Below are 26,766 nucleotides of genomic sequence, written 5' to 3' on the forward strand. Positions count from 1 at the left end.
CCAATGACCGGGCAGCCGGGCCATTAGCGGCTGCGGCACTGGTGTTTCCGGGTTCTGGCCTCTATCTGTCAGGCTTGACCATGCCTAACCCCGCCCCTGTGCCGATGTCGGCGGATGGGCGGCGCAGGCCGACGACCCGGGGCGAGCCAAGGAAGCGTGACCAATGACCCAAGCTGATACGCCAACAGATAGGCAGGCAGACGGCCCAACGGCCCGCGAAGAGCGCCGGTCGGGCCTGCGAACCCTGCGCCGGGTGGGGCCCTATCTGTGGCCAAGCGAACATCTCTGGGTGAAACGACGGGTGGTTCTGGCCCTTGTGGTTCTGGTTCTGGCCAAGTTGATCGCGGTCTATACGCCGATGCTCTACAAGGGGGCGGTGGATAGTCTCGCGGCTGAAGGTGTTCCGCCCCTGGCTCTGGGCGCGGTGGGGCTGACAGTCGCCTATGGCGTGGCGCGGATCCTTACCACCGGGTTCCAGCAGCTGCGTGACGCGATCTTTGCGCCGGTGGGGCAGCGCGCCCTGCGGCATCTGGCGCTGGAAACCTTTACCCATATTCACCGTCTGTCGATGCGCTACCATCTGACCCGTAAGACCGGCGGCCTTAGCCGGATCATTGAGCGCGGCGTCAAGGGGGTTGAATTCCTGCTGCGCTTTTTGCTGTTTTCCATCGGGCCGCTGGTGCTGGAGCTGACGCTGGTTGCGGTGATCCTGACAGTTCTGTTTGATGCCCGCTATCTGGCGGCAGTTGTCATCACCATCGGGCTCTATGTCTGGTTTACCTTTGCCATCACCGAATGGCGGGTCAAGCTGCGCCGCGAAATGAACCGCCAGGATACCGACGCCAACCAAAAGGCCATCGACAGTCTGCTCAACTATGAAACGGTGAAGTATTTTGGCGCTGAGGCCCGCGAGGCGGCGCGCTATGATGGCGCTATGCGGGCCTATGCCAATGCGGCGTTGAAAACCGCCTATTCGCTGGCCTTCCTGAACTTTGGCCAAAGCCTATTCATCACCGCCGGGCTGGTTGCCGTGATGGTGATGGCGGCCATGGGGGTGCAGGACGGCAGCCTGACCGTCGGAGATTTTGTCATGGTGAATGCCTATATGATCCAGATCACCGTGCCGCTGAATTTTCTGGGCACTGTCTACCGCGAAATCCGCCAGAGCCTGGTGGATATGGCCGAAATGTTTGACCTGCTGGAACAGCCCGCCGATGTGAGCGACAAGATGGGTGCCAAGCCGCTGCAGGTGAATGGTGGCGAGATCCGGCTGCAGGATGTGCGTTTTGGCTATGACAGCGATCGCGAGATCCTGAAAGGGATCTCACTGACCGCAGCGGCTGGCCAGACCGTGGCCATTGTAGGGGCAACAGGATCAGGAAAATCCACCATCGGGCGGCTGCTGTTTCGGTTTTACGATATCACCGATGGCAGCCTGACCATTGATGGCCAGGATATCCGCGATGTAACCCAGGACAGCCTGCATGCTGCCATTGGCGTGGTGCCGCAGGATACCGTGCTGTTCAACGACAGCATCGGCTACAACATTGCCTATGGCAAATCCAACGCCAGCCAGGCCGAGGTCGAACAGGCTGCCCGCGACGCCCAGATCCACGACTTTATCATGAGCCTGCCCGCCGGCTATGCGACCCCGGTCGGAGAGCGCGGGCTGAAGCTATCGGGCGGAGAGAAACAGCGGGTGGGCATTGCCCGGACCCTGCTGAAGAACCCGCCGATCCTGATCCTGGACGAGGCCACCTCGGCGTTGGATACCAATACGGAGCAAGAGATCAAGGACGCGCTGGAGCGGGCCGGGGAGGGGCGCACGGTGCTAACCATTGCCCACCGCCTGTCGACGGTTGCCGAGGCCGATCTTATTGTGGTGTTGGAGAAGGGCGAAATCGCCGAACAGGGCAGCCATGATATGCTCTTGGCGCAGGGGGGGCGCTACGCGCATCTTTGGCAAGGCCAGCAATCTGAAGACCCTGCCGGGCAGGTTGGCTAGGGTGAGAGCTGCCTGACTGGCGCTCTGCTGCTGCGGGTGGGGCCAGGGGTGCCATCCTGGCCATAAGACAGGAGGCCGGTATGGCTGAAACGCTGGCGATGTTGTTGCTGATTGGCCTGGTGGCGCTGTTGACCCTGGTGCCATTGATCAAGCACGACGGGTGGTGGGTGCGCGGTGTCGAGTTTCCGGCGCTGCAAATCACGGTGCTTAGCTGGGGGACACTGCCCATCTATGTGGCGCTGTTTGGCTGGGACAACATTTGGGACAGGGCCGCTTTGGCGGTGCTCGGCGGCTGTAGCCTGCTGCAACTCGCCCGTATTCTGCGCTATACCCCGTTTTTTCCCAAACAGATTCAGAGGGCACGCCAGAGGCGCCCCAAAGATCAGCTGAGCATGATCGTCGCCAATGTTCTGACACCCAACAGGCAATCACAGGCGGTGCTTGCGATGGTGCGTCAGGCCCAGCCAGATCTGTTCCTGGCGGTGGAAACGGATGATTGGTGGCAAGCTGAGCTGGAAAGCCTGCTGCCGGACTATCCGTATATGGTGAAACACCCCTTGGATAATCTCTATGGTATCGTGCTGTTTTCCCGGTTGGAGCTGCAAAACACACGGGTGCGGTTTCTGGTCGAAGAGGCGGTGCCTTCGATCCATGGTGATGTGATCCTAGACTCTGGCCATCGGGTGGCGTTGCACTGTCTGCATCCCGCACCGCCCAGCCCCAGCGAAAACCCAACCTCCGCTGAACGCGACGGAGAGCTGCTCTTGGTGGCCAAGATGCTGGATCCTGCGGCGGGCAGCGTGGTGGTGATGGGGGATCTGAACGATGTGCCCTGGTCGCCAAGCCTGCGGCTGTTTCAAAAGGTGAGTGGCCTGCTGGATCCACGGGTCGGGCGCGGGTTGTTCAATACCTTCCATGCCGGGATCCCGCCATTGCGCTGGCCTTTGGATCATGTGTTTTGCTCGGGCGATTTCACCCTCGTTTCGTTTGAGCGCCTGGGCCATATCGGGTCAGATCACTTTCCGATCCAGGTGGTGTTGCAGCACACGCCAAGGGCGCAGAAGGTGCACCCGGAACTGGTGGCCAGCATCACAGAGACAGCAGAGGCGCAGGGCAAGATCGATAAGGTCGGCGCAGATGAGATGGCCCTGAGGTAGCCTGTTTGTCGCTTGTGCAACTGCCCCTGTTGCTGCATCCAGCGCCGCGAGACTCGGAAAGCAATCGCCACCCCGAGCCCGATGTTGCCGATGCGGCGTTTTGATTGAAGATCAGCCCTGCAGTCTGGCAACACATTCCGAAGCGCGCTGGACCTCGGCGTAGCTGGCTGCCAGGGGGGCCATGATTGCAGCCTGAACCATATCAGAGGATGCAGTCACGCCATCGTGCTCTACCGTTGCGGCGGCGCAGGCATCATGCGCCAGGGTGACCTTGAAGCCAAGATCGACAGCAGCCCGTACGGTTGCATCGATGCACATCTGGCTCATGGCGCCACAGATGGTAAGATGTTCAACCTGCGCCTCGCGCAGCAGCTCTTGCAGCTTTGTTCCAACAAAACTGTTCGGCCGGGTCTTCTCAATCACTGTTTCTTCAGACTGTGGTGCAACGCTTTCATGAAGCTCTGAGCCGGGGGTGCCTGGATGGAAGAACGGAGCGGCATCTGATGCCATTACATGTTTGACATGGATCACTATTGTCCCGCTGCGGCGCGCCGCAGCGAGTAAATGTGCCGCCTGCGCAGACGCCGCGTCCATGTGCGGCAGGGGCATCTTTGCCCTCGTAAAGCTGGGAAAATAGTCGTTTTGGATATCAATCAAGAGCAGGGCAGAGACGGTCATAGGGTTCTCATTTCATCTGTGGTTCTATTGCATTCCAAGTTTACAGCCTCGCCCGCCCCAAATACGATTGGCGGATATGACAACTAATGTGCCAAATACGCCAAATGTCGCAATCATCGCCTATGAGGGTGTTCAACAATCCGCGCTGCATGGATTGGGTGAAATGTTTGATGTGGCCAACAGGCATGTCGACGAAGCCGCCGGGCGCAGGATCAGCCACGGGGTTGTGACATCACCCTCGGCCGATGTTTCCGAAGGCCTCGACGCGATCATCCTGCCGCCCAACCTAGTGGGGGCAAGAGGGGAGAACGCGCTGAGCCTGCACAACTGGCTTCGAAAGCAGCATCTTGCAGGTACGATTATGTGTTCGGTCTGTGCAGGTGGGTACTGGCTGGGCCATGCGGGTATTCTGGATGGCCGACCTGCCACGACGCATTGGGCACTTGAGGCGGATTTCAAATCGACCTTCCCCAAGGTGCAACTCAACCCTGAACGTATCTTGTTGGACGACAACGATATTGTAACGGCCGGGGGCGTCATGGCCTGGGTGGATCTGGGAATTCATCTAATCGGTCGCTGGCTTGGCCCGAATGCCGTGTCGCGCACCTGCCGCCAGATGTTGATTGATCCGACAGGACGGGAACAGCGCAACTATCGTTCCTTTCGCCCGAATATGAGACACGGTGATCAGACCATTCGCGCCCTGCAAATCTGGATGGAAGGCAACCCGGATGCAGATCAGTCCGTGCACGCCCTTTCGCTTCAGGCGGGGCTTTCCGAGCGGTCACTGCATCGCAAATTTTCAAACAGCACAGGCTATTCTGTAAACCGGTATGTGCAGGAGCTTAGAGTTGAAAAGGCAAAGGGGCTGCTTGAACTCACAACACTACCAGTGACAGAGATTTGCTGGCGGGTCGGTTATCAGGATGTTTCCGCTTTCAACCGACTGTTCAAGGCTCATTCAGGTCTGAGCGCAGGGGAATATCGAAATCGTTTCAGGATCAATCCCCTGCAAGCTGACCAAAGTGGACACAGCACCCAAAGCCGATAACCTCAATAAAATGCGCTGAGCCGACATATGGTAACCACCGCTTGCGAAAACCTCTTGCCGACGCCATCGTTCGACCTGGCGGGATAGGTATCAGGAAGTTCGGCCAAGCAGAGGCCACGAAATGAAAAGGCCCCAGTGGACGCCAGCCCTTTGCAGAAAAGTGCGCGATCGCAGCAAACGGCAGCTTAGAGCCGATGTTGTTGAAAAACTCGTTGGTTTTGGCGGCGTGCCCGCGACTAATGGTCTGATTATTCGCGTCAAACTGTGACCATACCGCCTTTCTACGGTAAGGCTGGCACCATCGGCTTGAGCTTGGCCAGTTTCCGGAGGTTTTGGGCGGTGGCTGCGAGGGTGAACTCATGTTGGACGCCGCATGGCCCTCGTAATCGGAGGCGGGCTAACCCTAGGATGCGTTTGAGATGGGCAAACAGCATCTCGACCTTTTTTCGTCGCCTCTGCGCCGTTGGATTGAAGTCGGAGGCCGTGCACATCCGCGCGAAGTCTCTCACGATCTCGTATTCCTCTCGATTGACGCTGCGCGTCGCGGTGTTTGGGCAGCATTTTGGTTTCGATGGGCATGCCTGGCAATCGAGCTTCAGGCTGCGATACTGGCGGCGGCCAGCCTTGGGTTTGTGTCTCTTGGGGTTGGAGTAGTTTCGCCGGGTATGACGAAGCTCTTTTCCTTCCGGGAAAATGTATCGATCATTGTCTTCGTCCCAGGTGAAGTCGGACCGCGACCAAGTGCCATCCTTGCGCTTTGAATGGTCAAAGACAGGGATGAACGGGAGGATTTTCCGTTTGAGCGTCAACCAGACGAGATTGTCAGACGAACCGTAAGCCGTATCCGCCGCCACCCAATCAGGCTTCAAACCAAAGCGCTCCTCGGTGCGGTCAATCATCTTGCGCATGGCGCCGACCTCTGCCTGCCGGATCGACCGGCTGGCGTCCACATCCATGATGATCCCGTGATCTGTGTCGATCAGGTAATTGTCTGAATACGCAAAGACTGCAGGCCCTTTGCGAGCTGCAGTCCATTGACTGGCTGGGTCAGCATGGGCGGTGAACTTAGGCTTCACCTCGCTAGCCGAACCAAAGGCTGCGTCGTCAAGAACGTCGAGGTATTCACGCACCGCCCTTGGCGCATCTGCTGCTTTGACCGCGCGATCCTCCCAGTCTTTAGGGTTGCTGGAGTTCTGCTTCTGGACATCCGCGAAGATCAAACTGGCGTCGACGGCGAAGCCTTCGCCACCAACAAGGCCCTCTTCTACGCAGCGCGTAACGGTTGTCTCGAAAACATGGCGCAGCAGGTCACTCTCGCGGAAACGGCCATGGCGGTTCTTTGAAAAAGTAGAATGATCTGGAATGCGGTCACTCAGATCGAGGCGGCAAAACCAGCGATACGCCAGGTTCAGATGCACTTCTTCACAAAGGCGGCGTTCGGATCGGATGCCGAAGCAATAGCCGACCAATAACATCCGGATCAGCAGTTCTGGATCAATCGACGGACGGCCTGTGTGGCTATAGAAATCTGCCAAATGCCCTCGGATTCTGCTTAGATCGAGATGCCTTTCAATCGACCGCAGCAGATGGTTTTGCGGGATATGATCTTCCAGCGAGAATTCGTAGAACAGCGCCGCTTGCGCTTCCTGCTTCGGTCCCATCATCGCTAATCCTCCCGCTCAATACAGAAATTGAATCAGCCACTTGCCTACGGATCAAGGAATAGCTTTTCAACAAAATCGGCGTAGAGCGGACAGATCCGTGAAAAAGTGATATGATAGAAAAGCAAGAGGCGCTTATACATCCAAGGACCGCACTTTAAGGAGGGCGAATGGATGATCATGCGCATTTTCCAAGTCGTTACACGGCCTGGCAAAGAGGAAGAGTTCAGTAAATTTTTTCATGAAATCGCGATCCCTTTGATGAGGAGCACGAAGGGTATCGTTCAGGTGCTGCCTGGCGCCCCTCGTGAAGATTCACCAAGGGAGTTCAGCTTTGTGATGCTGTGGGAAAGCCTTGAGGCGCTAAAGGCTTTTGTCGGCGAAGACTACGAGAGCCCGCACATAGATCCGGCGGAGGTTGAGTTGGTGGAGTCGCGTTCGATCAAGCACTATGAACTGGTCGAGGAAACTGAATAGGCTGGATGCGGAGCTTACAGAATTCCACAGATTTAATGAGCTGGCCGCGGATGTCATTTGGACGCTTGAAGACCGCTCCCGCCTGACGGGTCAGGTGCCGATGCGTAACGACGGCTTCGTCCGCTCAGCCGCCATTGGGATGTTCCTAAAAAAATAGCTCTTGTCACATCTCCCGAATATTCTTTCGGGAGATGTGTGTCTTCTGTTCACCTTTGTTGCCAGTTCTCACCATTCGATTGGCACCAGTTCCTGCAAAGGACGGGCAGTGGACTGGGGCCTTTCTTATCTGGATGGCAATTGCCGCCGACCACTATTCCGCAGCTTGCAGGCGGCGGTCATCCGGTTCTGACTTGGCCGGTTTATCCGCGCTCTCGCTGGTGGTGTCAGCGGGTGGGTTGTCCAGCTGGCCCCATTGGATTTCGCTGGTTGGCAGCTTGCGAGCTTTCTTTTCCAGTAGCATGTCTTGTGCAACCTGGCCGGAACGCCCGCCAGTCAGACGCGCGAGCAGCCGTCCCAGCCAGCTCAGATAGGTTGACAGCCAGACCCGGATCGACAGCAGGGAAGGTGTCACCACCAGGGTCAGCACCGTGGCAATGCCAAGGCCAAAGACCACTGCGGTTGCCAGCTGTTTCCACCACAGCGCCGTGGGGCTGTCGATGGAATAGCCGCCGTCGATGAAATCGAGACTGATGCCGAACATCATCGGTGCCAGGCCCGCCATGGTGGTCACGGTGGTCAGCAGAACTGGCCGAATCCGTGCCTCGGCGGTGCGAATGATCGCTTCGATCCGGGGCATCTGCTGGCTGAATTCCTGATAGGTATCAATCAGAACAATGTTGTTGTTCACCACAATCCCCGCCAGGGCAACAATGCCCGTCCCGGTCATGATGATCGAAAAGGGCTGCTGCATTACCATCATGCCGATCAGCACACCCGTGGTGGACAGCACCACCGCCAGCAGCACCAGAACAGCGTTGTAGAAAGAGTTGAACTGCGCTAGCAGGATCACGAACATCAAGGCAAGCGCCCCGGCAAAGGCCTTGGACAGGAAAGCTCCGGATTCGGCCTGTTCGTCCTGATCGCCAGTCCATTCCCAGGTGACCCGGCGATCCAGCGGATCGGTTTCCAGCCATTCAGTGATCTTTGCGATGCGCTCGTTTGCGTTGACCAGCGTCAGCTTGGCCCCCTCATCCAGGGCCGCTTGCAGGGCGTCGGTACTGTCGGCATCGACAAGTTCATAGAGGGTATAATCAGTGCCATTGGCTGCGGTCACGATTTCGCCCTTGGCCTCCATCCCCTCGGGAATGGCCTTGATCAGCGCCAGGGTGATCAGCCCGGTGTTGTTTGCGTTGGGGACCTGAACACTGCTGAGCCCCGGTTCCACATCCGCTTTGACGTCGTAGTAGCGTTCCTGGTCGACGCGGCTGATCTGCGCCAGTTTCGGCACCGGTTTGCGGGTGATAAAGTTGGAGAGCGGGATAAGACCGTCCTCGGTACGTACCTTCAGCGTATCCAGCGTTGACAACACCCGGTCAGCATCGGGCAGGCGGACGCGGATCTCGATCTCCTCGTCCGAGCTGTCGACCCGCATGGAATCCAGCAGGATACCACGCGTCACCAGCTGCACCATGGCACCCACCGTGGCGACATCGGCACCGTAGCGGCCGGCTTTTTCCACATCGACATCAATTTGCCAGTCTATACCGGGCAGCGGCAGGCTGTCTTCCACCAGGGTCAGGCCGGGGGTGGCATCAAACTGTGCGCGTGCAGTCAGGGTCGAAGTGGTAAGGGCCTCCCAGCTGTCGCCGCGAATACGCAGATGCAGTGGCTTCCCCGATCCGGGACCCTGTTCCAGGGCGTTGATTTCAACAAAGAAACCGGGGATTTTTGCCAGCTCTGCGTTCAGTTCGTCGATCACCGTATTGCCATCAAACTTGGTGGCGGTGACCTCGCGGGTGAGCAGCCCAAAGAACCAGGTTTCTCTTTGGGTTGGGCGATCTTCCCAGGGGATGATTTCAAACTGCACCTGGCCCACGGTATCGGCCGGGGCCTGGTTATTGCTTGGTCCGCCGGTGGCCAGGCCGCCTTCGCCGGCAAAGGAGAACACATTGATCACCGCCGGATGCGCCATGATGGTCTGTTCGGCCCGTTGCACCATCAGATCCTGTTCCGTCAGGCTGAGGTTACCGCGCGCCCGCACATAGGCGGTGGCTTGCTCGGGTTCGGATTCAACAAAGAATTCTACGCCATAGTTGTTTTCGCTGAACTTTCCAAAGACAGTCACAATGCCAAAGGCAACAACCGCCAGCGTGACAAGTGGCATCACCGGATTGCCGGCGATGAACTTGATCACATAGCCAAATGGCGTGTGGTGATAGCCCGCCTGAACGCTGCGTTGCTTGCGGGTGATCTTGGTGGCACCCAGGGTGATAGAGGCCGCAAAGGCAGAGGCGATGAACACCACACCGCCAGCGGCAAGCCCCATCAGCGGCAGGGTGCCATCTGGCAGCAGATAGCTCGGGTTCAGCATCTGCATGGCACCGGCAAACATGCCCCAGAGGGTTGGTGGCACCAGAAGCGCCCGCAGCCACCACCATGGCGCAATGGCGCGCAGCCCGGCAGAGCTGTGATCAAACACCCGACTGATGCGCCCCGACAACCCGCCCATGACCGGCAGGTAGATCAGTGCGACCACCAGCGAGGCCGACAGAACAAAGATCAGGGTGACCGGCAGCATGCCCATGAACTGCCCAGGCACACCGGGCCAGAACAGCATCGGCAAAAAGGCACAAAGCGTGGTCGCCGTCGAGGATACGATCGGCCAGAACATGCGCTGCGCTGCCTCAACATAGGCATGCATCGGGCCAGTGCCCTCGCTGATGCGTTTGTCGGCATATTCCACCACCACGATGGCGCCATCCACCAGCATCCCCACCGCCAGGATCAGGCCAAACATCACGATGTTGGAGATCGAGACCCCCATTACGGCCAGAAAGGCAAAGCACAACAGGAAGGATGTCGGGATGGCAAAGCCCACCAGCAGTGCCGCTCGGCTGCCAAGCGAGCCCAGCACCACGATCATCACCAGCGCCACAGCGGTCAGGACTGAGCCTTCCAGCTGGCTCACCATGGATCCGACAACCCGGCTCTGGTCGTTCGAGGTGCCAAGGGTCACCGCAGCCTGCAATTCGGGGGGCCATTTGGTCTTGGCCTTTGCCAGGGTTTGCTTGACGAGATCAACGGTGTCGATCAGGTTGAAACCCTTGCGTTTGACCACCTGCAGGGCGACGGTATCATGGCCATCAAACCGGGCGGTTCCGGCTCGGTCTTCAAAGGTGAAATTGATCTGGGCCAGTTCCCCCAGTGTAACGATGCGATCGCCGTTGGTTTTCACTGGTAGCCCGTAGATGTCTTGCACATCATCAAACGAAGAGGGGATCTTGACCGAGAAAGTGCCCTGTTCGGTTTCGACCTCGCCAGCGGCAATCAGCTGGTTGTTGTTCTGCACCACGTTGATCAGCTCTACCGCTGTGATGTTGTAGGATTCCAGCCGCAGCGGGTCTATCACTACCTCCACCATCTCATCACGGTTGCCGGCGATACCAGCCTCCAGCACCGCATCCAGGGCTTCAATCTCATCCTGCAGATCTTTGGCGATCCGCGCCATGGTGCGTTCGGGTACATCACCAGTCAGGTTGATGATGACGATCGGGAATTCAGAGAAGTTGATTTCGTTCAGCGAATAGGTTTCGGCCCCATCGGGGAATTCAGCCTCGGCGCGGGTCATGGCGTCGCGCACATCCGCCATCACGGCGGTCTTGTCCCAACCAAAGTCGAATTCCAGCGCCACCCCGGCATAGCCTTCGGCGGCGGTTGCGCTCATCTTGTCGAGCCCGTCCAGATCGGCCAGTTCTGTTTCCATCACCTTCACCAGCAGGCTCTCGGCGTCTTCGGCAGAAATGCCGGGAAACGACACCGAGATGAACAGAGCCGGGATTTCGATATCCGGTTCGCCCTCTTTGGGTAGGCTGGAATAGGCAAAGCCGCCGACCAGAATGGAGATCATAATAAACGCTATGACCATGCGAGCCCTATCAGCGGCCCAGGAGACGACGCCGATCATTGGTTGGCCTCAATGTAGCTGGGGGCGACAGCGACACCCGAGATGACATAATCCTGCCCGGTGATGATGACATCTGCGGTCTCGGGCAGTCCGGCCACCCAGACGCCATCGGCCTCATCGCGCAACAGCCTGACGGGGACAAAGCCGACGGTTTGGTCCGCGCGCACAATACGCAGACCCAGCTGACCATTCTTGTTCAGGGTCAGCGCAGATTGCGGCAGTTTATGCGCGCTAGATCCCTGGGCGGAAATGGCAATATTGGCGGTCTGGCCGTCGCGGATGGCCAGATCAGGATTGGCGACCGAGATTTCAACTTCAAAGGTACGGGTCGCCTGATCGGCCGAGCGGCTGACAAAGGTGACCTTGCCCTGGACCTGTGCACCGGTGGCCAGTTCGGCCTTGGCCGGTGCGCCAAGGATCACTCGGTTGACCTGGGTTTCGGGGACAAAGCCAACAACCTTGATGGTGTCAAGCTGGATCACGGTGGCGCAATGATCTCCTGGCAGCACCAGGCTGCCCAATTCAGCCGTGTCGCTTTCCAGTAGGCCATCAAAGGGCGCCAGAATGGTCAGTCGTTCGATTTCTTTGCGCGCGGTGGCAACTGCGGCAATGGCCGATTCAATACCTGCACGGGCGGTTTCCAGCCCGCCCTTGGCGCTGGCCACCCCAGCAACAGCGGCCCGTTCCGCCGCGCGAGAGGCTGCAAGCTTGGTGTCAGAGGTATAGCCCCCCGCCGAGAGTTTCTCAGAGGCGGTAAGGTTCATCTTGGCTTCGTTCAGCTTGGCGTATGCCTCGTCCAGGCGGGCCTCGGATACGGGCATATTGGCACGGGCTTCGCTCAGCCGGGCCTGCGCTTCAAGCAGCGCGGCAGGCCGGGTGCCGGGATCCAGCTTGCACAGCACATCGCCCTTGGCGACCTGCACGCCCTTGCGCAGGGGCTCAGAAATCACGGTCGAGGAGGTCTCGGCCCGCAGATCCACCTGACGGACCGCCTGGGTCATGCCGCGCAGAATTACCGCGCTGTCAAAGACCTGCGCCTTGCTGTGCAGGGCCACCACGCCAATTCGGTGTTCACCGGGCTCCACCTCTGCCTGTGCCACCTGTTCGGAGGCCGTCGCGGCGGACTCTATCGGTGCCTGCGCCGCTTCTCCGCGCGCAAAGGCAAGCAGGGTGTCGCGCTGGATGACAAGATAATAAAGTCCAAGTGACACCAAAATCGCAGTTATCAGGGGGATCAATTTCATCTCGGGCCTTTCAAATGGATTTAGTTTAGCAAAGCGCAGGTGCAGAAAACACCAGAGATCCCGCCAGATCTGCTGTGACTTGATAATGGCCATCTAGGCATTGTCCACACTAAACGGAACAGTTTAGATCATATTTATTGCGGAAATGTACCGGTTTGCGCCAATTTCCCCCGCAATGGGGCACTTGGCTTGGTGCTACAGGCAGGATATGAGGGGCAAAAGAGATTATACGTCTGGTCCAAATTTGGCTGCCAGGCGCGCACTTCAGGGGCAAATACCATGAGCGACACTGACAGCTTTATTGATGAGGTTACGGAAGAGGTGCGCCGCGACCGCCTGTTCGTGATGCTGAAGCGCTATGGCTGGATCGGTGGTTTGGCGGTGGTGATGATCGTCGGCGGCGCGGCCTACCGAGAATATTCCAAGGCGCAGGAATTGGCGGCTGCGCAGGCGTTGGGGGATGGCATGATTGCTGCCCTTTCTGCCGATGACGATGCCGCCGCCCGCGCAACGGCTCTGTCTGGGCTGTCTGCAGAAACGCCGGGTGGTGCTGCGATTCTGGCGATGTTGCAGGCTGGTGCCTTGGCCGAGGCCGATCAGCTTGAGGAGGCAGTCGCCCGTCTTCAGTCGGTGGCGGTCAATGCAGATCTGCCACTGATTTATCGCCATGTCGCCAGCTTCAAGGCGCTTGGACTGCAACACGACAGTCTGGAAATCGCCGAGCGGCGCATACAGTTTGAAGCCCTGGCCCAGCCCGGCGCACCGCTTGCGTTGCTGGCGACAGAGCAGTTGGCGCTGCTGGATATCGAAGAGGGTAATGCTGATGCGGCACTTGCGCGGCTGAAAGGCATTGTCGAGGACGCAGGTGTTACTGCAGACTTGAAAGAGCGGGCGTCGCAAGTGATTGTGGCTCTGGGTGGGGTGCTGGACACAGGCGCAGCATCTGAAGGTTAACAATAACCGCAGGGGTAATCCTGTGGAAACAAACAACGGGTACGGGGCAGGGTCATGACGGCAGCTAACTCCTTTTCTTTGGTTCGGGTCTTGCTGTGCAGCAGCGCCCTGGCGCTTGGGCTTACAGCCTGCACCGAGCCAGAGGTGATTTTGCCTGGCAAGCGCGAAGCGATCCGGCCCGAGCTTGAGGCGGATGTGGTCAATCAGTCGGTGGCGATTTCATTGCCGCGCCAAGTTGCAAATACCACCTGGGCGCAGGGGCATGGCAATTCTGAATACCGCACCACGAACCCAGCCCTGGGGGCCGCGCTGCAGCTTGCCTGGTCCGCGCCGATTGGCGCAGGTGATTCCCGCAAGCAGCGCATCACCACCCGGCCGGTTGTTGCGGCGGGACGCATCTACACCCTGGACAGCGCCGCGCGGGTTTCTGCCGTGTCGCCTGCGGGGCAGGTGCTTTGGGCCAGTGATCTGCTGCCTGCACGGGATTCAGAAGGCCAGGCCACCGGTGGCGGTATGGCCTATGCCGACGGGGTTCTTTATATTTCTTCCGGCTATGGGGTGTTGACTGCTCTGGATGCTGCAAGCGGCAAACAGATCTGGCGGCAGGAACTGGACGCGACCGGTTCGGGTGAACCCAGGGTCAGCGATGGTCTGGTTTATCTGGTGGCCGGGGATGATACCGGCTGGGCAGTCCATGCCAAGGATGGCCGGATTGCCTGGCAGGTCGAAGGTGCGCCAAGCCCATCGAATGTGCTGGGTGCCCCGGCGCCGGTGCTGACCAAGGATCTGGTGATCTTTGCCTTTGGATCGGGTGATCTGGTGGCGACCTTCCGCCGTGGCGGGTTGCGCCGTTGGAGCGCCTCTGTCGCCGGGCAGCGCACCGGGTCTACTCTGGCTCGGATCAGCGATGTTACCGGATCGCCGGTTCTGGTGGGGCAGCGCGCCTATGTGGGTAACCATTCTGGCCGTACCGTCGCCTTTGACACGGCCAGCGGTGACCGGATCTGGACCGCACAGCAGGGCGCGATCGGCCCGGTTTGGCCAGTGGGCAACAGCCTGTTCCAGATCAGCGACCGCAACCAGCTGCTGCGGCTAAACGCTGACAGTGGGGAAACTCTCTGGGCGGTTGACTTGCCGGGCTATCTGAAAGACAAACCCGGCAAGCGCAGCGAAATCGTTGCCCATTATGGGCCACTGCTGGCAGGCGGGCAGATTGTTGTCGCGTCGAATGACGGATTGCTGCGTTTCTTTGATCCGCGCGATGGCAGCCAGATCCGCAGCGTCGAAGTGCCCGGTGGTGCCACCGCTGCGCCGGTTGTCGCGGGCAATACTCTTTACGTGGTGACGAGCAAGGGTAACCTGCTCGCTTATCGCTAATGCGCAATCGGCTCTAGCCGTGGCCGCATAGATGCGCTATGGGGCGCGTCTCAAACGCTGAAAGTTGGGTCCGATGTCTTTTACCCTCGCTATTGTGGGCCGTCCAAATGTGGGCAAGTCCACCCTGTTCAATCGCCTTGTAGGCAAAAAGCTGGCGCTGGTTGATGACCAGCCCGGTGTAACGCGCGATCTGCGCGAGGGCGAAGCCCGTCTGGGGGACCTGCGCTTTACCGTGATTGATACCGCAGGTCTGGAAGATGTCACCGACAATTCCCTCGAAGGGCGCATGCGGCGCCTGACCGAGCGGGCGGTCGATATGGCGGATATCTGCCTCTTCATGATTGACGCCCGCACCGGGGTCACCCCGGTTGACGAGATGTTTGCCGAAATCCTGCGCCGTAAATCGGCTCATGTGATCCTGGCTGCCAACAAGGCGGAAGGCAATGCCGCCGAGGCTGGCGTGATCGAAGCCTATGGCCTTGGCCTGGGGGAACCTTTGCGCCTGTCCGGGGAACACGGCGAAGGCATGACCGATCTCTATGCTGAACTGGTGCCCCTGGCGGACCAATTCGAGGCGGATGCAGTGGATCATTCGCCAGTTGTTGATCTCGATATCGAAGAAGACGCAGACTGGGACGAGGAAAACGCCCCGCCAGTGCCGGTGCCAACGCGGGAAAAACCGCTGCAAGTGGCGGTGGTTGGCCGACCAAATGCCGGGAAATCAACGCTGATCAACAAGATCCTCGGAGAGGACCGCCTGCTGACGGGCCCCGAGGCCGGCATCACCCGCGATGCCATTTCACTGCAGATTGACTGGGCCGGTACGCCGATGCGTATCTTTGATACTGCTGGCATGCGCAAAAAGGCCAAGGTGCAGGAAAAGCTGGAAAAGCTATCTGTCTCTGACGGGCTACGCGCGGTGAAGTTTGCCGAGGTCGTGGTGATCCTGCTGGATGCCGAAATCCCGTTTGAACAGCAGGATTTACGGATCGCAGACCTGGCTGAACGCGAGGGGCGCGCCGTGGTGGTTGCTGTCAACAAGTGGGATGTGGAGGGCAACAAGCAAGAAAAGCTCGCCGCCCTCAAGGAAAGCTTTACCCGGCTGCTGCCGCAGCTGCGCGGTGCGCCGCTGGTGACGGTTTCGGCCAAGACCGGCAAGGGGCTGGACCGTCTGCACGCGGCTGTGATGCGGGCGCATGATGTCTGGAACCGGCGTATTCCCACGGCGGCGCTGAACCGCTGGCTGACGGGGATGCTGGAACAGCACCCGCCGCCAGCGCCGCAGGGCAAGCGGATCAAGCTGCGCTATATGACACAGGCCAAGACCCGGCCACCGGGCTTTGTGGTGATGTGTTCGCATCCCGACAAAATTCCCGCAAGTTATACCCGCTATCTGGTCAATGGGTTGCGGCAGGATTTTGACATGCCGGGCACGCCAATCCGCCTGACGATGCGTGGCCAAAACGATAAGAACCCCTTTAAGGGGCGCAAAAAGGCACCGCCCTCCAAGCTGCGCAAACATATTTCCGGACGCCGCGTCTGATTCTGCGCACAGGGCCAGTAACGCGCCTGCATTTGCCTTTTGAAAAATCCCCCGGACCCTTTTGGGTGCGGGGGATTTTGTTTTCACGGCATCAGACCGGGGGGGAGGTAGGTGGGGCTCTCCCCGAAGTTGATTGAATTAATCTTTTGCTTTGCTAGGTTAACTCTTGATGCCGAGTGCCGCCGGGCCAGCCTTGGGCGGTATAAGGGGCAGGGGTGTCGATACGACTGTTTTGAATTTTCTTCGCCTGCATATTTTATCCAGGCGTTACAATGAATATTTATGAGGGCCGCATGGACCTGAGAACCTATACCCGGCGCTATGCCCAGTCGGACAACCGATGGGCGATTTGCAACTTTCTGGGCACCTTTGCGGTCTATTTTGCCGCGTTATTCCTAGCGATCCGCTTTGCATCCACCTGGTATGTGCTGCTGCCTGCCGGGGTGGTCTTTGCTTTTGCCGCAGTGCGGCTTTATGTGCTGCAGCATGACACCGGTCACCATTCGCTGTTTGAAACCCGGCGCCAGAATGAATTGGCGGGCCATCTGTTGTCGCCCTTCACCTTTGCGCCCTTTGAGGTGATGAAGCAGAATCACAACCTGCATCATGCCAATATCGGCAACCTGGAGCACCGCGAGACCGGTGAGATTCATACCATGACCCTGGCAGAATGGCAGAAGGCTGGGCTCTGGCAGCGGCTTTGCTATCGGCTATATCGTAATCCCGTGGTGTTGGTGCCGCTGGGGGCCGCTTTCACCTATTTCATTCGCTATCGCTGGCCCAAGAACAGCAGCCAGTTTGGCGCCCTTGGCGTGATCCTGCACAATATCGCCATCGTGCTGCTGCTTGGCCTGTTGTACCAGATGGCGGGCAAGCAGGGGGTGGTGATCTGGTTCGGCTTTTCCTTTCTGGGGGGCATGATCGGGGTGTTTCTGGTCTATCTGCAACATAATTTCGAAGACACATACTGGGACCGACGGCCCGATCTGAACCCGGCAGAGGCTGCCTTGCAGGGCTCTTCCTGTTTGGATTTTGGCTGGTTCTTCGACTTCGCCGTGGCCAATATTACGCTGCATGATATTCACCATTTCAACGCCCGAATCCCCTGCTATCGGCTGCGAGAGTGCCATTACGGGCTGCCTGCGGAATATGCGCTGCGGCGGATCAAGTTTGGCGAAGCGCTGCATGCGCTTTCGCTCAAGCTCTGGGATGAAGACAGCAAACGGTTGGTTCCCTTTCCTGCGTGATTTTCGGACTAACAGATCGTCCGGCTGGGCGGGGAAGACTGATTTTTGATGAGGAGTACCGCAACTATGCGCGATGTGACCAAATTGTCCGGGGTTGGCCCGGCCTTGGCAAAAACCTTGCAGGACCATGGGCTGGCAACAATCGACGCGGTTTTGTCAGCCCCCTTGGCGAGCCTGACAACCGTTCCCGGCATCGGTACCGCCCGTGCTGCGCGATTGAAACGGGCGGCCGAGGCGCATTCGGCAGACGATAGCCCGGTGCAACCCGGCGCAGGGCGTGTTGCGGAAGAGGCGGCAAAACCGGCAGATAGGCCGGACGCACGGGCCAAGGTACAGCAACAGCTAGGCGAAGAAGATCTAAGCGCAGCCCTGGCGGCTGCCGAAGCCGCGCGCGTTGTCGCCGAGCAAAAGGCCGCCAAGGCCAAGGCAAAGGCCAAGAAGGCTGCGCGCAAGGCCGAAAGCCTGATGGCGGACTTTGCTGCGGCCAAGGAAAAGGCCCGTGCCAAGGCGAAAAAGATGAAGGCCGACGCGCGCCGGGCAATCGAGCAAGAGAAAGCCAATGCCAAGGCTGCCCTGGCCAAGCTGGAGCGAAAGGCGAAGGACAAACCAAAAGAAAAGGACAAGGACAAGAAATCCAAATCCGGGTCCAATAAAACCGGGTCAAAATCGGCAAGCAAAAAGAAATCAAAGAAATAACGCCCTGATACAGGGCCGCAGCGACAGGCCCCGCCTGGCAATTTTTTCCAGATTTGAACCGGATCATCCCCCCCCTGCAAAGGGGGAAATGCAAAGCCGAGGGTCACCCAGTCCCCTCGGCTTTGTCAATTTTATCTAGGCGGGCTGCGTTCACCCAACGGCATCAGCGCCCCTGGATCAAACCAGATCACCCTCGGCGGTGAGGGTCAGTCTGTTTCGCAGATATGGGGCCAGAACCTCTGGCAGGATGACAGAGCCATCCGCTTGTTGGCCGTTTTCCAGCACGGCAATCAGGCAGCGCCCCACTGCCAGACCAGAACCATTGAGGCTATGCACAAACTCTGGTTTGCCACCATCCGCCGGACGGAACCGTGCGTTCATGCGGCGTGCCTGAAAGGCCCCGGTGGTGGAGACAGAGGAGATCTCGCGGTAGGTATCCTGTCCCGGCAGCCAGGCTTCAATGTCATAGGTGCGCCGCGCGCCAAAGCCCATGTCGCCCGTGCAGAGCACCACGGTGCGATAGGGTACGCCCAGTTTTTCCAGTAGGCCTTCGGCGCAGCGCAGCATGCGCTTTTGCTCGGCGTCCGATTCCTCTGGGTGGGTGATCGAAACCATCTCGACCTTTTCAAACTGGTGCTGACGCAGCATGCCGGATGTGTCACGGCCCGCCGAGCCCGCTTCGGAGCGGAAGCACTGGGTATGGGCGGTCATGCGGATTGGCAGATCGCTGGCCTCCAGAACATCACCCGCCACCGAATAGGTCAGCGTGACTTCGGAGGTTGGCACCAGCCACCAGCCATTGGTGGTTTGATAGCTGTCATCGCCAAATTTGGGCAGCTTATCGGTGCCATACATTGCCTCATCGCGTACCAGAACTGGGGTTTGCACCTCGGTCAGGCCATTTTCGTCCACATGGGTATCGACCATGAACTGAGCCAGGGCGCGGTGAATGCGGGCAACCCCGCCTTTAAGGAAAACAAAGCGCGCGCCAGATGTCTTGGCGGCGGTTTCAAAATCCATCGCGCCTGCGACGCCTTTGATTTCAAAGTGTTCCTTGGGGGTGAAATGCAATTCCCGTGGGGTGCCCCAGCGGTTCACTTCGACATTGTCATCTTCATCAGCGCCATCGGGCACATCATCGGCGGGCAGGTTGGCAATCCGGGCCAGCATATCTGTCTGCTTGGCCACCAGCTCTTTGGCTTCTGCCTGCAGGGCGGCAACCATGGCCTTTTTCTCGGCGACTTCGGCGCGCAGGCGTTCAAAGGTTTCAGTGTCGCCCTTGGCCTTGGCGGCGCCAATTTCCTTGGCCGCCTTGTTCTGTGCGGCCTGGGCCTCTTCGGCAGCCTGGATCTTGGCGCGGCGCGCCTCGTCCAGTTCCAGGATCTGGGAGGACACACCGGCATCGCCACGCCGCGCCAAAGCGGCGTCAAAAGCGGATGGATTCTCGCGAATTGCACGGATGTCATGCATGGTGTCGGCTCCTCGACGGTTTTTTGAATCAATAGCCAACCTATGCCGTAGGTGGTGCCAAAGAGGAAGAGGCCAGGGCCAGGGCAGGGGGTAAAAGGCAGGAATTGTTGTCGCAAGTCCCAAAAACGCGGGTTCTGTCCAGTCCCGGCTTTGCCGCTGCCTTGCATTGCAGGGGGCGAGCGCATAGGTTCGCGCCAAATTCACAGCCAGCCCGATAGGGGCGCTGAACAGACAAAAGGAAAACCCCCCTTGGATATGAACCAGATTGGCCAGTTCCTCCCGCTTATTCTGATCTTTGCGATCATGTATTTCCTGCTGATCCGTCCGCAGCAGAAAAAGATGAAAGAGCACCAGACCATGGTGTCGAATGTGCGTCGTGGCGATCAGGTGGTCACCCAGGGTGGCCTGATTGGCAAGATTGCCAAGGTCAAGGACGACAACGAAGTCGAAGTTGAACTGGCCGAAGGCGTCAAGGTGCGCGTGGTGAAATCCACCATTGCCCAGGTTCTGACTAAGACTGAACCGGCAGCTTAATAGGCCCCCTTAACAAACTGAAAAGGCAGGGCAATGCTTCAAATTGATCTCTGGAAAAGGGTTCTCATCTGGCTGGTCTGCGTGACCGGCCTTTTGCTTGCCCTGCCAAATGGGTTCTACACCCGTGTCGAGCAGTCAAACGATGCTGCGGCAGAAATTATCGCCAAGGGGGATAGCCCTGAACGGCAAGAGGTCGTGGCACAATGGCCATCCTACCTGCCGTCATCCTTGGTGAACCTGGGCCTCGATCTGCGCGGTGGCGCGCATCTTCTGGCCGAAGTCAAAGTGGCGGACGTCTATGCCGCCCGTATGGATGCGCTCTGGCCTGAAGTGCGCGATGCACTGCGCCCCGAGCGCGACACGGTTGGCAGCTTTCGCCGACAGCAGGCACCGGACGGGCAGATTCGCCTGAAGATTTCTAAACCCGACGGTATGAGCCGAGCGCTGCAGATCCTGCGTGGGCTGGCCAACCCGATCACTACCCTGACCGGTGCCGGGGCCTCTGATATTACGGTCTCGGGAAGCGGCGACCTGATTACCGTGGAATTGTCCGAAGCAGAGCGCCTAGCATCCGATGATCGCACCGTGCGCCAGTCGCTGGAAATTGTGCGTCGCCGGATCGACGAGGTTGGCACCCGTGAACCCACCATCCAGCGTCAAGGGGCAGATCGGATCCTGATCCAGGTGCCGGGCATTGGATCGGCCTCTGAGCTGAAGGCCATTATCGGCACGACAGCGCAACTGACCTTTAACCCGGTTGTTGGTCGTGGCTCTGACGCGGATGCGTCGGCGGGTGTGGGCAATAAGGTGATCCCATCGCTGGATGAACCAGGCACCTATTACACGGTCGAAGCTGCGCCTGTGGTCACTGGCGAACAACTGGTTGACGCTCAACCTGCCTTTGATCAGAACGGCCGCCCGGCGGTGAACTTCCGGTTCAATACCTCCGGTGCGCGCAAGTTTGGCGACTACACTGCCGAAAATATCGGCTCTCCCTTTGCGATTGTGCTGGATGACGAGGTGGTCTCGGCCCCGGTGATCCAGTCGCATATCCCAGGTGGCTCTGGCATAATCACTGGCAATTTCACCATCGAGGAAAGCACCCATCTGGCCATCCTGCTGCGCGCAGGTGCCCTGCCTGCGGGGCTTGAGTTCCTGGAAGAGCGCACCATTGGCCCAGAACTTGGCCAGGACAGCATTGATGCCGGCAAGGTCGCAACGATTGTCGCCTTTATCGGCGTGCTGGTCTTCATGGCGCTGAGCTACGGACTGTTTGGCATCTTTGCCAATGTAGCGCTGGTGCTGAACGTGGCGCTGATCTTTGGCTTTCTCAGCCTGATTGGGGCAACGCTGACCCTACCTGGAATCGCCGGGATCGTGCTGACGGTTGGCATGGCGGTGGATGCTAATGTGCTGATCTTTGAACGGATCCGCGAAGAGCTGAAAGCAGGCCGGGGGCCAGCCCGCGCCATTGACGAGGGCTATTCCAAGGCGCTCAGCGCTATTCTGGACGCCAATGTCACCACATTCATCACCGCCGTGATCCTGTTCGCCATGGGCTCTGGTCCGGTTCGCGGCTTTGCGATCACGCTGGGGCTGGGCATTATGACTTCGGTTTTTACCGCGATCTTTGTCACTCGATTGATGATCGTGATGTGGTTTGAACATCGTCGTCCCAAACAGATTGAGGTGTAATCATGCGGCTGAAACTTGTACCCGAGGGAACCTCATTCGATTTCTTTAGTAAGTGGAAGATCTGGCTGGGTATTTCTGCCCTGATGATGGTTGTCGGGCTGGCGTCCTTTGGCCTGCAGGGGCTGAACTTTGGCATCGACTTTCGCGGTGGCACCACGGTGCGTAGCGAAAGCACGGTGCCAATTGACGTAGGCCAGTATCGCGATGCTATCGCGCCGCTGGAACTGGGCGATATCTCGATCACCGAGGTGTTTGACCCGACCTTCGAGGAAGACCAGCATGTTGCCATGATCCGCATTCAGGCCCAGGCCGATGGTGAGGCAATTTCAGGAGAGATGATCCAGTCGCTGCAAGCGGCGCTGGATGCGGTGGCACCGGGCATTAAATTTGTTTCGGTCGAATCTGTTGGCCCCAAGGTTTCCGGTGAGCTGGTGCAAACTGCGGTGCTGGCGGTGGTGCTGGCGATTGGCGCGGTGCTAATCTACATCTGGTTGCGCTTTGAATGGCAGTTTGCCCTGGGTGCAGTTGTGGCCCTGGTGCATGACGTGGTGCTGACCATCGGGGTGTTTTCCGAATTGCAGATCAAGTTCGACCTCGCGATCATCGCCGCCCTGCTGACCATTGTGGGCTACTCTCTCAACGATACGGTGGTGGTGTTTGACCGGGTGCGTGAAAACCTGCGGCGCTACAAACAGAAGGATCTGGCCGAGGTTCTGAACCTGTCGATCAATGAAACCCTTAGCCGGACGGTGATGACCTCGGTCACCACTCTGCTGGCGCTGATCTCGCTCTATGTGCTGGGTGGTGATGTGATTCGCGGCTTTGTCTTCGCGATGATCTGGGGGGTTATCGTCGGGACCTATTCGTCGATCTTTGTGGCCTCGACCATTCTGCTGTGGCTGGGCGTCAAACGCGACTGGAGCAAGCCAAGCAATACCGCAGGCAACCAGTTCGCCAATGTCGATGCCTAAGGTCGCTGGCCAGAGTTTTGAGTAAACAGATGAAGCCGCGGGTCTATTCCGCGGCTTCATCTGTTTTGGCGGGCCGCATAGGTCATGTCGTCGTGCCAAAAAACAGCCAAGACAGGCTCGCCTCGATTGCCTGTTTGGTGATAGGCATGGCACTAATTGCTCCGTGCTAGGGGCCTGCGAAATGCGCGGTCTTCGGGCCGCCGAATGAAAGGGGTTTCCATGCAGCTGAATGAAGTTACCTTTAGCGAAGCGAGACCGATTGATGGCTATGGCCCCGGTTTTTTCCGCGTTGGCGGCGAGGTGCATGAGGGCGCGCTGCTGGTCACCGCCACCTCGCTTACGCCTTGGGCAGGCTATGAGGATGACGCGGGATTGCTGGCGCTTGGCGGGCAGGTGGATGTGCTGTTGGTCGGCACCGGTGCCGAGATCGCCCATATCCCCGCCGCCCTGCGCAGCGCGCTGGAAGGCGTGGGCCTCGGGGTTGAGGTGATGAACTCTCCTGCGGCCTGCCGGACCTATAATGTCCTGCTGTCAGAGGGCCGCCGAATTGCGCTTGCCGTTCTGCCTGTCTAACTGGCCTGTATCGCGGGTCCAAGGCGCTGGGTCGGGTGAATTGATCTGGCGCAAGGTGTGCGGTGATGGTTTGTGACTTTTGTGCCTCCAAACAATAGGGTAAGCCGGTATTCATGTCATTGAATGTATCAGATCTATGCATTGCCCGTGGCGGCCTGCCGGTGCTCGAGGGGGTCAATTTCACATTGCACCCCGGCGGGGCGCTGATCCTGCGTGGCCCCAATGGAATTGGCAAGACTACCCTACTGCGCAGTATCGCCGGGTTGCAGCCGCCGCTGGGGGGCGCGGTGCGTGGCGGCGATGACCGGATCGCCTATTCGGCCCATTCCGACGGTCTGAAGTCCGCCTTGACCGTGACAGAGAACCTGCAGTTCTGGGCCAGTGTTTTTGGCACCCGCTCTATCGAGGCGGCGCTTGCGGCCTTTGATTTGACGGCGCTGCACGACCGTCCTGCCGGGACGCTGTCTGCCGGGCAGAAACGGCGTCTTGGCCTGTCGCGGATGCTGGTGACGGGGCGGCCAATCTGGGTGATGGATGAACCCACGGTAAGCTTGGATCAGGCTTCGGTGGCGCTGTTTGCGACGGCAGTTCAGGCGCATTTGGCCAGCGGCGGGTCGGCGCTGATTGCCACCCATATTGACCTTGGGCTTGCGGCAGAGGTACTGGATCTTGGGCCGTACCGGGCCAAGCCGCTGGCGCTGGATGATTTTGACGGGGCCTTCCTATGATGGCGCTCCTGATACGGGATCTGCGCCTGGCGGTGCGGGCGGGTGGCGGCTTTGGCCTGGGGTTGGCTTTTTTCCTGATTGTCACCGTATTGGTGCCCTTTGCAGTGGGGCCGCAATCGGATCTATTGGCGCGGATTGCGCCGGGGGTGCTATGGCTGGGGGCGCTGTTGTCCTGTCTGTTGTCGCTGGACCGCCTGCTGGCACTGGACTGGGAAGATGGGTCTCTCGATCTTCTGGCCACCGCGCCGCTGCCGCTGGAAGCGGTTATCAGCATCAAGGCGCTGGCCCATTGGATAGCCACGGGATTGCCGCTGGTACTGGCAGCGCCCCTGTTGGGCGTCTTGCTGAACCTGCCGCTGGACGGGTATCTCTGGCTGGTGGTCTCGCTTTTGCTGGGTACGCCAGCCCTATCGGTGATTGGTGCCTTTGGCGCGGCGTTGACAGTGGGGTTAAAGCGCGGCGGGCTGCTGCTGTCGCTCTTGGTGATGCCGCTCTATGTGCCGACGCTGATCTTTGGCGCCGAGGCCGCCCGGCGCGGTGCCATGGGCATGGGGGTCGAGACGCCTCTGCTGATGCTCGCGGGGATTTCCGCCGGGGTTATTGCCCTGATGCCCTTTGCCAGTGCTGCAGTTTTGCGTATCAATCTGCGCTAGCGATTTCACGAAACACACTGACCAAACGAAAGAGCCAATATGTCGATCTGGGAATATGCCAATCCGCGAAAATTCCTACAAAGCTCAGAGCGGGTGATGCCGGTGCTTTGGCTCAGCTCGGGAGTGCTGATCTCGGTCGGGCTGATCTGGGGCTTCTTTTTTACCCCGGATGATTATCGTCAAGGATCAACGGTCAAGATCATCTTTTTGCATGTGCCGGCCGCCCTGATGGCGATCAATGCCTGGTTCATGATGTTGGTGGCCTCGCTGATCTGGGTGGTGCGCCGCCATCACGTCAGTGCGCTGGCCGCCAAGGCCGCGGCCCCTGTGGGCATTGTGATGACCTTGATTGCGCTGGCCACCGGGGCGATCTGGGGCCAGCCGATGTGGGGCACCTGGTGGGCCTGGGATCCACGGCTGACCTCTTTCCTGGTGCTGTTTTTGTTTTATCTCGGCTATATCTCCCTGTGGGAAGCGATTGATAACCCCGATACCGCCGCCGATCTGACAGCAATTCTGTGCCTTGTTGGCACGGTCTTTGCGGTGCTCAGCCGCTATGCGGTGAATTTCTGGAATCAAGGGCTGCATCAGGGGGCGTCGCTGTCGCTGGATGAAAAAGAGAATGTGGCGGATGCCTTTTCCAACCCGCTCTATGTCTGCATGGCGGGGTTTGTGCTGTTCTTTCTTGCGCTGGTGTTTTACCGCACCGGGACAGAAATTCGTGCCCGGCGCATCAAGGCGCTCTTGGCGCGGCAACGGCAGGAGGCCTGATCATGTGGCCAGAGCTTGGAAAATATGGTGAGACGGTACTGTCGGCCTATGCGGCTTCATTGCTGCTATTGGGGCTGCTGGTGGCATTGACCCTGTGGCGTGGCAGGCGGGTGCGGCGCATGATGGAAGATCTGGAACAAAGGATGCGGCGCGATGGCTAAGGTTTCCCCTCTAATGATTTTGCCGGTGGCGGTCTTTGCTAGCTTTGTTGGCTTGGCTGTGGTCGGCATGTACCGCGATGATCCCGATAGCCTGCCCTCGGCCCGTGAGGGGCAGCAGGCACCGCCCGTGGTGTTGACCCAATTTGCCGACAAGCCGCTGTTCGACGACGCAACCCTGCGCGATGGGGATGTGAAGCTGGTCAACTACTGGGCCAGCTGGTGCGCACCTTGCCGGGTGGAACATCCCAGTCTTTCCGCTCTGGCTGAGGCCGGGATCAAGATCTACGGCGTGAACTACAAGGACCAGCTGCAAAACGCTGAAGGTTTCCTGAAAGAGCTGGGTGACCCCTACGCCGCGATCGGACGCGATGAACAGGGTCGCATGGCGCTGGATTGGGGCGTCTACGGCGTGCCGGAAACCTATGTGGTGGATGGCGAGGGCAAGATCATCCTGCGCTTTGCGGGCCCTGTGACCCAGCGGGTTATTGAAAGCACCCTCGGCCCCGCGATCGAAAAAGCCCGCAGCCAGTAGGGGCAATCGTCTGGATTGGCTGTCCTGTTGGGCGAAAAGCTTTGGCATTCACCGCAGCAGCGGCGTCAGGCAAAGATCGACAGGTCGAGCGTCAGACCGGTGCCAAGCCAGATGCCATGGTCGCGGTGATCAGCCAGCTCCTGGCCCGTTTCGGGATGGGCAAAAACGATCAGCCCCTGGCGGTTCAGTGCTAGCCAGGGCAGCAGCTGGGAAAACTGCGCAGGTGTGGCACCCAGCTGGCAAGACCCCATCGGGTGTGGCCCAACGGGATGCTCATGCAGATGCCCCATTTTGACGCCAAACAGTTCAGCTGCTTTGGTACACAGAGCTTTAGCCGTTTCTAAGCTCTCGGCTTCGAAATAGACATGGGCGTGATAGCCCCGGATGGTTTCTATGTGTTTCATGGTCTTACCCTGCCGGATCTGGATGCTGTCGGCAATTGCGCAGTGATCCACAGGGGCTGTG

Annotated in this window: 24 protein-coding genes; 18 read left to right on the forward strand and 6 right to left on the reverse strand. The window is 59.0% G+C overall.

Annotated features, from left to right (window positions below):
* The first annotated feature begins 163 nt into the window (after positions 1-163).
* Both LRK71_RS07215 and LRK71_RS07220 read left to right on the forward strand, forming a co-directional pair.
* A complete protein-coding gene (locus LRK71_RS07215) occupies positions 164-2,005 on the forward strand; it encodes an ABCB family ABC transporter ATP-binding protein/permease (RefSeq protein ID WP_232402205.1) in 1,842 nt (613 codons plus the stop codon).
* 80 nt (positions 2,006-2,085) lie between these two features.
* Complete coding sequence (locus tag LRK71_RS07220; RefSeq protein WP_232402207.1) at positions 2,086-3,162, forward strand: endonuclease/exonuclease/phosphatase family protein; 1,077 nt, start codon at positions 2,086-2,088, stop codon at positions 3,160-3,162.
* Positions 3,163-3,273: 111 nt separating this feature from the next.
* Here the strand turns inward: LRK71_RS07220 and LRK71_RS07225 are convergent, their stop codons facing one another.
* Positions 3,274-3,840 (reverse strand): cysteine hydrolase family protein, encoded by a 567-nt coding sequence (locus LRK71_RS07225; RefSeq protein ID WP_232402210.1) that lies wholly within the window; start codon positions 3,838-3,840, stop codon positions 3,274-3,276.
* Positions 3,841-3,916: 76 nt separating this feature from the next.
* On the opposite strand from LRK71_RS07225, the gene LRK71_RS07230 reads away from it, so the two are divergent.
* Positions 3,917-4,891 carry a GlxA family transcriptional regulator gene (locus LRK71_RS07230; protein WP_232402212.1) on the forward strand — a complete coding sequence of 325 codons (975 nt, stop codon included), beginning with the start codon at positions 3,917-3,919 and terminating at the stop codon, positions 4,889-4,891.
* Positions 4,892-5,172: 281 nt separating this feature from the next.
* Here LRK71_RS07230 and LRK71_RS07235 read toward each other — a convergent pair whose 3' ends face one another.
* Positions 5,173-6,555, reverse strand: coding sequence for a transposase (locus LRK71_RS07235; protein ID WP_232402213.1), 1,383 nt, complete (start codon positions 6,553-6,555; stop codon positions 5,173-5,175).
* A 171-nt stretch (positions 6,556-6,726) separates the two neighbouring features.
* Between LRK71_RS07235 and LRK71_RS07240 the strand changes: the two genes are divergently transcribed.
* Complete coding sequence (locus LRK71_RS07240) at positions 6,727-7,029, forward strand: antibiotic biosynthesis monooxygenase family protein (protein WP_232402214.1); 303 nt, start codon at positions 6,727-6,729, stop codon at positions 7,027-7,029.
* A 310-nt stretch (positions 7,030-7,339) separates the two neighbouring features.
* Here LRK71_RS07240 and LRK71_RS07245 read toward each other — a convergent pair whose 3' ends face one another.
* Complete coding sequence (locus LRK71_RS07245; protein ID WP_232402215.1) at positions 7,340-11,152, reverse strand: efflux RND transporter permease subunit; 3,813 nt, start codon at positions 11,150-11,152, stop codon at positions 7,340-7,342.
* Positions 11,149-12,396 (reverse strand): efflux RND transporter periplasmic adaptor subunit, encoded by a 1,248-nt coding sequence (locus LRK71_RS07250; protein WP_232402216.1) that lies wholly within the window; start codon positions 12,394-12,396, stop codon positions 11,149-11,151. Before LRK71_RS07250 ends, LRK71_RS07245 begins: the two co-directional genes overlap by 4 nt.
* A gap of 279 nt (positions 12,397-12,675) precedes the next feature.
* Here LRK71_RS07250 and LRK71_RS07255 point away from each other — a divergent pair, with 279 nt between their 5' ends.
* The 5 genes from LRK71_RS07255 to LRK71_RS07275 all read left to right on the forward strand — a co-directional run bounded on the left by LRK71_RS07255 (position 12,676) and on the right by LRK71_RS07275 (position 18,213).
* Entirely contained in the window at positions 12,676-13,350 is a 675-nt protein-coding gene (locus LRK71_RS07255; protein WP_232402217.1) for a hypothetical protein, read from the forward strand.
* A 54-nt stretch (positions 13,351-13,404) separates the two neighbouring features.
* Positions 13,405-14,727 carry a PQQ-like beta-propeller repeat protein gene (locus LRK71_RS07260; RefSeq protein ID WP_232402218.1) on the forward strand — a complete coding sequence of 441 codons (1,323 nt, stop codon included), beginning with the start codon at positions 13,405-13,407 and terminating at the stop codon, positions 14,725-14,727.
* A 73-nt stretch (positions 14,728-14,800) separates the two neighbouring features.
* On the forward strand, positions 14,801-16,270 hold the full coding sequence (der, locus tag LRK71_RS07265) for a ribosome biogenesis GTPase Der (protein WP_232402219.1): 1,470 nt from the start codon (positions 14,801-14,803) through the stop codon (positions 16,268-16,270).
* A gap of 293 nt (positions 16,271-16,563) precedes the next feature.
* On the forward strand, positions 16,564-17,517 hold the full coding sequence (locus LRK71_RS07270; RefSeq protein ID WP_232402220.1) for a fatty acid desaturase: 954 nt from the start codon (positions 16,564-16,566) through the stop codon (positions 17,515-17,517).
* Positions 17,518-17,583: 66 nt separating this feature from the next.
* On the forward strand, positions 17,584-18,213 hold the full coding sequence (locus LRK71_RS07275; RefSeq protein ID WP_232402221.1) for a helix-hairpin-helix domain-containing protein: 630 nt from the start codon (positions 17,584-17,586) through the stop codon (positions 18,211-18,213).
* A 177-nt stretch (positions 18,214-18,390) separates the two neighbouring features.
* Here the strand turns inward: LRK71_RS07275 and serS are convergent, their stop codons facing one another.
* Positions 18,391-19,683, reverse strand: a complete 1,293-nt coding sequence (gene serS, locus LRK71_RS07280) for a serine--tRNA ligase (RefSeq protein ID WP_232402222.1) — start codon at positions 19,681-19,683, stop codon at positions 18,391-18,393.
* A 255-nt stretch (positions 19,684-19,938) separates the two neighbouring features.
* Between serS and yajC the strand changes: the two genes are divergently transcribed.
* The 9 genes from yajC (at position 19,939) to LRK71_RS07325 (ending at position 26,301) form a co-directional block, all read left to right on the forward strand.
* Positions 19,939-20,217 (forward strand): preprotein translocase subunit YajC, encoded by a 279-nt coding sequence (gene yajC, locus LRK71_RS07285; RefSeq protein WP_036785718.1) that lies wholly within the window; start codon positions 19,939-19,941, stop codon positions 20,215-20,217.
* A gap of 33 nt (positions 20,218-20,250) precedes the next feature.
* On the forward strand, positions 20,251-21,912 hold the full coding sequence (gene secD, locus LRK71_RS07290) for a protein translocase subunit SecD (protein WP_232402223.1): 1,662 nt from the start codon (positions 20,251-20,253) through the stop codon (positions 21,910-21,912).
* 2 nt (positions 21,913-21,914) lie between these two features.
* Entirely contained in the window at positions 21,915-22,883 is a 969-nt protein-coding gene (gene secF, locus LRK71_RS07295; RefSeq protein ID WP_232402224.1) for a protein translocase subunit SecF, read from the forward strand.
* A 219-nt stretch (positions 22,884-23,102) separates the two neighbouring features.
* Positions 23,103-23,456 carry an Mth938-like domain-containing protein gene (locus LRK71_RS07300; protein ID WP_232402225.1) on the forward strand — a complete coding sequence of 118 codons (354 nt, stop codon included), beginning with the start codon at positions 23,103-23,105 and terminating at the stop codon, positions 23,454-23,456.
* Positions 23,457-23,569: 113 nt separating this feature from the next.
* The gene (ccmA, locus tag LRK71_RS07305) at positions 23,570-24,184 is read left to right on the forward strand and encodes a heme ABC exporter ATP-binding protein CcmA (RefSeq protein WP_232402227.1); all 615 of its coding nucleotides are present in this window, start codon (positions 23,570-23,572) and stop codon (positions 24,182-24,184) included.
* Entirely contained in the window at positions 24,181-24,837 is a 657-nt protein-coding gene (ccmB, locus tag LRK71_RS07310; protein ID WP_232402228.1) for a heme exporter protein CcmB, read from the forward strand. The genes ccmA and ccmB overlap by 4 nt, the downstream gene beginning before the upstream one ends.
* A gap of 39 nt (positions 24,838-24,876) precedes the next feature.
* Positions 24,877-25,608: a heme ABC transporter permease gene (locus LRK71_RS07315; protein ID WP_232402230.1), complete on the forward strand. Its 732-nt coding sequence runs from the start codon at positions 24,877-24,879 to the stop codon at positions 25,606-25,608.
* Between the two features lie 2 nt (positions 25,609-25,610).
* Complete coding sequence (gene ccmD / locus LRK71_RS07320; RefSeq protein WP_232402232.1) at positions 25,611-25,769, forward strand: heme exporter protein CcmD; 159 nt, start codon at positions 25,611-25,613, stop codon at positions 25,767-25,769.
* Positions 25,762-26,301, forward strand: a complete 540-nt coding sequence (locus LRK71_RS07325; RefSeq protein WP_232402233.1) for a DsbE family thiol:disulfide interchange protein — start codon at positions 25,762-25,764, stop codon at positions 26,299-26,301. Before ccmD ends, LRK71_RS07325 begins: the two co-directional genes overlap by 8 nt.
* A 65-nt stretch (positions 26,302-26,366) precedes the next feature.
* On the opposite strand, the gene LRK71_RS07330 is transcribed toward LRK71_RS07325, so the two are convergent.
* Positions 26,367-26,705, reverse strand: a complete 339-nt coding sequence (locus LRK71_RS07330; protein ID WP_232402236.1) for a DOPA 4,5-dioxygenase family protein — start codon at positions 26,703-26,705, stop codon at positions 26,367-26,369.
* Positions 26,706-26,766: the final 61 nt, after the last annotated feature.

The sequence above is a fragment of the Pseudophaeobacter flagellatus genome, from assembly GCF_021228235.1.
GTDB lineage: Bacteria > Pseudomonadota > Alphaproteobacteria > Rhodobacterales > Rhodobacteraceae > Pseudophaeobacter > Pseudophaeobacter flagellatus.